The sequence below is a fragment of the Nocardia carnea genome (genome assembly GCF_029868325.1).
GTDB classification, from domain to species: Bacteria; Actinomycetota; Actinomycetes; order Mycobacteriales; family Mycobacteriaceae; genus Nocardia; species Nocardia carnea_C.
Map to the genome: position 1 here is coordinate 20,360 of NZ_JARWNW010000183.1, position 6,810 is coordinate 27,169.

Sequence of the window (6,810 nt, forward strand, 5' to 3'; positions counted from 1 at the left end):
GCGCCCACAATTAGTGGAAGGTCAACGACCGAGGTCGCTGCGTAAACGTGTCTCGTCCACATCGAAATAGCTGTGTTCCCGGCCGTCGAGCAGCACGACGGGGAGCCGGTCACCGTATTCCGCGCGCAGCGCCGGCTCGGTACCGGCGGCGACATCCACATCCACCACACCGGGGGTCAGCCCGAATTCCGCGCATATCGTTCGCAGCTGCTCCAGCGCCCGGTCGCACAGTGCGCACCCGGCGCGGGTCAGCAGTGTCACCTCATGAGTCCTCGGGTTGGTCATAACCGCTATTCAACCCGCCCGGCGGTACCGTTCGCGCCACTGCGGTGGGTCGGGGCGAGCGCGTCCGGTTAGTGTGGACGTGATTCGCGCGAACAGGCGGAGGTACTGGTGCCGGAACGATCGAAGGTGGGGAAAACCGGGTTCATCGCGGGCCGGTTCGGGGAACTTCCGGTGCGCTGGAATCTGGGGCCGCTCGGACAGGGCCTCACCGAACAGCTCGCACGTATCTCGCGCAGCCCGTTCGGGCCCAGCGAGGAAGAGGTCCGCGCCAACGTCGCCGGTGAGGCCAGTGCCGACGCTGCCCTGGCGCTCCAGGACGCCGAACGGGCCGGCGCCGACGATATCGGTATCCCAGAGGTCCCGCGCGACCTCACCGCCGCCGCATTCTTCGACGTCGACAACACGATGGTGCAGGGCGCCTCGATCGTGCATTTCGCCCGCGGGCTGGCGGCGCGCAAATATTTCCGCAGCGCCGATCTGGCGGATATCGCGTGGAAGCAGGTGAAGTTCCGGATCACCGGTAAAGAGAACAGCACCGATATGGCCACCGGTAAAGAGAAAGCACTCGAATTCATCGCCGGCCGTTCCACCGCCGAACTCGCGGCGCTGGGCGAGGAAATCTACGACGAGATCATCGCCGACAAGATCTGGCCCGGAACCCGCGCCCTGGCGCAGATGCATCTGGACGCCGGCCAGCAGGTCTGGCTGGTCACCGCGACCCCGGTCGAACTCGCCCAGGTGATCGCCAAACGACTCGGTTTGACCGGCGCCCTCGGCACAGTCGCCGAAAGTGTCGACGGGAAATTCACCGGCCGCCTCGTCGGCGATATCCTGCACGGCCTCGGTAAGGCACATGCCGTACGCGCACTCGCCATCCGCGAAGGCCTCAACCTCAAACGCTGTACCGCCTACTCGGACAGCCACAACGATGTGCCGATGCTCTCGCTCACCGGCACCGCGGTCGCCATCAACCCCGATTCCGACCTGCGCGAGGTCGCGAAGGCCCGTGGCTGGGAGATCCGCGATTTCCGCACCGGACGCAAAGCCGCGAAGATCGGCGTACCCACAGCTCTCGCCTTAGGCGCCGCCGGCGGTGCCGTCGCAGCCGCCGTAACCCGCCGTCGCCGGTAGTAGCCCACCGCGCGCATGAGCGGGGCCGGATGTGATCGTGTCTCGACCGCCTCGACCGAACGCGTCGAGCAGCGGGCCGACCGCATCGAACCTCCGAAAGCGGCCGAAGCGGCCCACTACTCACCGAAAATCCCACCCCGAGCCACTACCCGCTCCAACGAGCCAACGCCGGACCCACCACCTGCCCGAACGAGCCGACACCGGACCCGCCACCTGCCCGAACGCCCCGACGCCGGACCCACTACCCCATCCCCAACGCAACCAACGGCGGCGCCGAGTCTTACGAGGCCCTGAAAGGTTTTGGCCCGTCCCTGCTTTCCGCCCCGCGCGACGATGCGGCGCAGCCGCGAGTATCGCGGGGCGGAAAGCAGGGACCAAGGGGGGCCAAAACCCCGCGCCGACGAAGTCGGCGCCAAAAATTCAGCCCATGAAGGTGTTGCGGCGTTTGATGAGCAGTTTGTAGAGGGTTTGCTGGATGGTTTCGCGGACCTGGTCGGTGACCTCGAACATGAGCATCGGGTCGTCGGCGTCCTCGGTTTCGTATTCGGCGGTGCTGATGGGGGTGCCGAATTCGATGTACCACTTGGAGGGCAGCGGGACGGCGCCCAAGGGGCCGAGATGCGGGAAGGTCGGGGTCACCGGAAAATACGGCAGGCCGAGCAGCCGGGCGAGCGGTTTGATATCGGCGAGTTTCGGATAGATCTCCTCCGACCCGACGATGGAGCACGGGATGATCGGCATCCCGGTGCGTACCGCGGCTGCCACGAAGCCGCCGCGGCCGAAGCGCTGGAGCTTGTAGCGGTCGGCGTACTGCTTGCCGACGCCTTTGAATCCTTCCGGGAAGACGCCGGTGATCTCGCCGGACCGCAGGAGGCGTTCGGCGTCCGGTCGGCAGGCCAGGGTGTGTCCCGCCTTGCGGGCGAGCGAACCCACCATCGGCATCTCGAAGACCAGATCGGCCGCCAGCAGGCGCAGCGCCCGCTGTTTGGGGTGGTGATCGTGTACGGCGAGCTGCAGCATGAGCCCGTCGAGCGGGACGGTACCGGCATGGTTGGCCACGATCAATGCGCCACCGGCTTCCGGGATGTTCTCCATACCGTTCACCTGGACCCGAAACCAGTTCTCGGCGAGCGGTCGCATAGCAGGTAGAAGCACGGATTCGAGTAGATGTTCGTCGAAGCCGAACTCGTCGACCTGATAGTCGCCGGTGAGCCGGCGACGGGCGAACTCGGCGGTGCGCCCGATCTGTTTGCCGACGGCGTCGCGCAGCAGATCTCCCAACGACCGCGGCGGCGGCGGTGTGGGGGGAGTCATCCGGTCGGTCAGTGAGGTCACCGACCGGTCGGCGGAATCGGCCCACTCCCGCGCGGCCGGCCGGGGCCGCGGCACGGTGGAAAGATCTTGTAACTGGATAACCTTGGCGACGTCGTTCATGTATGTGCTCCCGTACCGGCCCTCAGCAGGCCGAGCAGTTTGTTTTCTGCGGCGTCGATCCACAGTGGATCGACTACGGGCCGCAACGCTGCGCCCCCGGTGAAGTCGTCGAACGCCTGTACCGTCGTCCAGCGCGGCTCGAACCCGAGTTCGGCGCGCATACGCGTCGTGTCCAGACCACAACCGAAAAGGAAATAATCGAGCTGCTCGGAACTGAAATCACGCATCACCGGACCCATCAGGGTCCGGCCGACGGTGCGGAACACCGACCACGGTACCGGCATCGCCACCCGGCCTGCACGGCGTATCGCCTGAGAAAGTGCCAAGGCTCCGTCGCCGGCGATATTGAAGGTACCGCCCGGCCCCGCCGCGGTGGCATGGACCAGTGCCGCTACGGCGTCTTCCTCGTGCAGGAACTGCATCCGCGCATCCCGGCCGAGCACGGTCGGCGTGATCGGCGAACGCAGTAGTTGCGCGGCTCGCCGACCCAGGCCGGGGCCGATGATCGGGGCGAGGCGCAGGGTGGTGGTGGTGATATCCGGCCGACGCCGGGCCAGGCCGCGGGCGAAGCCCTCGACCTCGATCGTGTCCCGGGCGAACCAGCCGCCCGGTGGTGTGCGCGCGCTCATTTCTTCGGTGAATTTCGCGGGATCCTTCGCACTGCCGCCGTATACCCCGGAACTCGAGCGCAACACCACCCGGCGCACAGTCGATGATTTCTGGCAGACCGCGAACAACTGCATCGCGCCGAGCACGTTCATATCTTTCATCGCCGCCCGGCCGCCACCACCCGACGGCGGTTGCGACAAAATCGCGGTATGTACCACGGTATCGACGCGATAACGTTCGATAACCTTACGAATCAATGGGTTCCGGATATCGGCGCGCACGAATTCGGCGCGGCCCATCCGGCGGCGCAGCGGCGGGCCGGGGGTGAGGACATCGACTGCGATGACACGTTCGATATCGGGGTCGGCGGCCAGTCGGCAGGCGACATTTCCGCCGAAGTATCGGCTGGCGCCGGTCACCAGCACCACCCTGGGCCTGTAGTTGCCGTTCACATCAGCGTCCACCTGCACCGGACCGTCCCACCTCGAGCATCGGATCCCCCGCTCAATGTTCCACGTACCAGACTAGCGGCCGTGACCGCGATCCCCGCCGCCCTTAACGGGGATCTAACCCCAACTTCAGCCCACCGAAACGCAATGAAAAACCCGCCACCGAATGGTAGCGGGTTTTTCCGTATACGAGGCGCGCTCGCGCTTACTTGCCGAGTTTGCGCCGCTGCACGCGGGTACGACGAAGCAGCTTGCGATGCTTCTTCTTCGACATGCGCTTGCGGCGCTTCTTGATCACAGAACCCATAGGGTGTCCTCGCGTTCTCTCCTCGGCGCGTCACGCGCGCTTACGTCATCTTTCCGGCCGTACGCCCGGTTGCTCGCGGCTGAGCACTCAGCCCCTGGACACGGCGGCCCGCCACGACCGCCCGAAGGCAGGCCGACAGCAGCCACCGATCCAACACAGCGAGGGTTGATGTTACCGGCCCACCGGACGGGGCCGGTAACCGCCTTCACCCGGCATCGAAGTAGGACGTCTCCAGATATTCGTGCACCGCCTTCGCATGCACCCGGAACGATCTGCCGACGCGTACCGCCGGTAACTCGCCCGAATGCACCAGCCGGTACACCGTCATCTTCGATACTCGCATCAGATCTGCCACCTCGGCGACGGTGAGAAATTGCGTCCCACCACCGAGTATTGATTGTCCTGGCGACGAACCACCGCCGCCACCAGCGGACATCTTGTTAGAAGACATCATCGCACCATTGACCTCCGGCACGTCCGCGCCGCCGGCTTCCCCACCGGCGGAACAGACACGCACGTGCTCCTTGAAGCTTAGCGGGACCAGTGGGATTACTGCGACGGGAGTGAGAAAACAGGTTCATACGCTGGGGGTCGTCCGGTCATTCGGCGGACCCGCCCTGTTCCGCCGAACGTCGTTTTGCCGCATGCAACGCCTCCAGGAAGGCCGATCGCAGCCCCGACCGCTCCAGTTCGCGCAGTGCCGCCGCGGTCGTTCCGGCCGGCGAGGTGACCGCCGCCCGCAGGTCCACGGCGCTCTGGCCCGATTCCGCCAGCATGGCCGCGGACCCCAGCATGGTCTGGGTGACCAGCTGGGTGGCGATATCCCGGGTGAGACCCAGTCCGACGCCCGCCTCGACCATCGCCTCCACGACGAGGAAGAAATAGGCCGGCCCCGAACCCGATACCGCGGTCACCGCGTCCATCTGCGATTCGGGCACCACACAGACCTGGCCCACGGCGCTCAGCAGCTCGGTCACCAGTTCCAGCTGCTCACCCTTGGCATAGCGTCCCGCGGCGAGCACACTCATGCCCTCACCGACCAGCATCGGAGTGTTCGGCATGACCCGGACCACCGGGAAGCCGGCCGGAAGTTTGTTCTCCAGCCGGGCCGTCGGCACCCCCGCCGCCAGCGAGACCAGGATCTGATCGTGTTCACCACCGAGATCGGCTTTTCCGAGTTCGGTGAGCACCGCCTCCACATCGATCGGCTTCACCGCGACCACCAGCAGATCGGCACCGACAGCCGCATCGGCGACCGTATCGGTCACCCGCACCCCGAATCGTCCCGCCAGCAGTTCTGCCCGATCGGCATGGGTTTCGACGACCACCAGGTCTTTGACGGCTCGCCCGGCCTCCAGCAAGCCGGCAATCAAGGCCTCACCGATCCGGCCACCGCCGATCACCGCAATACGTGTCATGAGGACAGTATCTATGCGCCGCCTCCGGCGTCGGGGGTTCGGGGCCCCCTCGGTCTCGAACCATGGAGGTGGTCCCCCGGATCGGCGATGTATCCGGTGATGCCGGCGTCAGGTGGTTCGAGCGGTCAGCGCTTCGGTGAGGGCAGGAGGGCGAGCTGGCGGCTCTGCGCCACCAGCGCGCCGGTGGAATCGACGACTATCTGGTCCGAATCGAACATGCCCCCGCTCACCTCATGGGTGGTGGCGATGATCCGCAACCACCCCGGCGCCGGTCGCCGCCGCAGATAGGTTGTCATCTGCACGGTCGGTGACCAGCCGAAATAGCCGAGGTTGGTGGGTACGGGCGGGCACATATCGGCGGCCATCATCGCGATATAGGACGCGGTCTCCGGATCGGCCTGATCCTGCGGCCGCGGCCGCAGCCACATCCGCAACCGGGGTTCGCCCTGCTCGTTGTCGATGAACCGCGCCCAGTCACGATCGAGGAACGCGTCCATCCCGCGGGCGACGTGCACGATCCGGCCCATCGAGGAACCCGGTTCGTAACCGATCGCGTCCGCGGCCGGTTCGACCGGCAGATCGGTATGGCTGGGGGTGTACAGGGGAGCCCGCTCCGGACCGTCGAGATGACCGAACGTGAACGCCGTACGCACCAACGGTCGCCCGCGCTGGTTCAGCGTCACATCCACCAGGCAGATCTGCCGGCCCACCTTACGGATGGACACCTCGTAGAGCACCTCGCCGGGCTCGGGCGCCCCCAAGAAATCGGTACTACCCGACAGCGGCGCCATGGCCGCCCGATCCGGTTCCACGGTCCGCAACCAGCGCGTCGCGGCCGCGGCCGACCCCGCGACCATCGTGCCGCCGTGCACCTTCGGCCCGATCGTCCAGATCTCATCGATGACGCCGCGATAGCGGCCGGCGCCCGGCTCGTCGGCGGCGAGTTCGGTCAGAGCACAGACCCGGCTGAACGGCGCCTCCGCTTGCACCAGGTCGATATCGGTGCCGGGCTCCGTTTCCGTCGTCATCAATACTCCTGTGTTTATTTGCGGCGCCTGCGGCGCCGCGGGGGTTTTGGCCCTTGGGGGGGGGGGGGGGGGGGGGGGGGGGCGGCGCCCCCCCGCGCGCCCGCCCCGGGCGGGGGGGGCGGCGGCCCGCCCCCCCGCCCCGCCGCCAG

8 protein-coding genes are annotated in these 6,810 nt (G+C 66.8%); 1 reads left to right on the forward strand and 7 read right to left on the reverse strand.

Annotated elements, in window-relative coordinates; all coding sequences use genetic code 11:
* Positions 1–21 precede the first annotated feature (21 nt).
* Positions 22–285: a glutaredoxin family protein gene (locus QH196_RS14520; RefSeq protein ID WP_280416312.1), complete on the reverse strand. Its 264-nt coding sequence runs from the start codon at positions 283–285 to the stop codon at positions 22–24.
* Positions 286–468: 183 nt separating this feature from the next.
* Between QH196_RS14520 and QH196_RS14525 the strand changes: the two genes are divergently transcribed.
* Positions 469–1,416 (forward strand): HAD family hydrolase, encoded by a 948-nt coding sequence (locus tag QH196_RS14525; RefSeq protein ID WP_280416319.1) that lies wholly within the window; start codon positions 469–471, stop codon positions 1,414–1,416.
* A 420-nt stretch (positions 1,417–1,836) separates the two neighbouring features.
* On the opposite strand, the gene QH196_RS14530 is transcribed toward QH196_RS14525, so the two are convergent.
* The 6 genes from QH196_RS14530 to QH196_RS14555 form a co-directional block, all read right to left on the reverse strand.
* Positions 1,837–2,850 (reverse strand): lysophospholipid acyltransferase family protein, encoded by a 1,014-nt coding sequence (locus QH196_RS14530; protein WP_280416313.1) that lies wholly within the window; start codon positions 2,848–2,850, stop codon positions 1,837–1,839.
* Positions 2,847–3,929, reverse strand: coding sequence for an NAD-dependent epimerase/dehydratase family protein (locus tag QH196_RS14535; RefSeq protein WP_280416314.1), 1,083 nt, complete (start codon positions 3,927–3,929; stop codon positions 2,847–2,849). Before QH196_RS14535 ends, QH196_RS14530 begins: the two co-directional genes overlap by 4 nt.
* 184 nt (positions 3,930–4,113) lie before the next feature.
* A complete protein-coding gene (locus tag QH196_RS14540; protein WP_003402602.1) occupies positions 4,114–4,215 on the reverse strand; it encodes a 30S ribosomal protein bS22 in 102 nt (33 codons plus the stop codon).
* A gap of 205 nt (positions 4,216–4,420) precedes the next feature.
* A complete protein-coding gene (locus tag QH196_RS14545) occupies positions 4,421–4,651 on the reverse strand; it encodes a helix-turn-helix domain-containing protein (protein ID WP_086007797.1) in 231 nt (76 codons plus the stop codon).
* Positions 4,652–4,814: 163 nt separating this feature from the next.
* Positions 4,815–5,633 carry a pyrroline-5-carboxylate reductase gene (gene proC, locus QH196_RS14550; RefSeq protein ID WP_280416315.1) on the reverse strand — a complete coding sequence of 273 codons (819 nt, stop codon included), beginning with the start codon at positions 5,631–5,633 and terminating at the stop codon, positions 4,815–4,817.
* A 125-nt stretch (positions 5,634–5,758) separates the two neighbouring features.
* On the reverse strand, positions 5,759–6,661 hold the full coding sequence (locus QH196_RS14555) for a thioesterase family protein (RefSeq protein WP_280416316.1): 903 nt from the start codon (positions 6,659–6,661) through the stop codon (positions 5,759–5,761).
* Between the last annotated feature and the right edge of the window lie 149 nt (positions 6,662–6,810).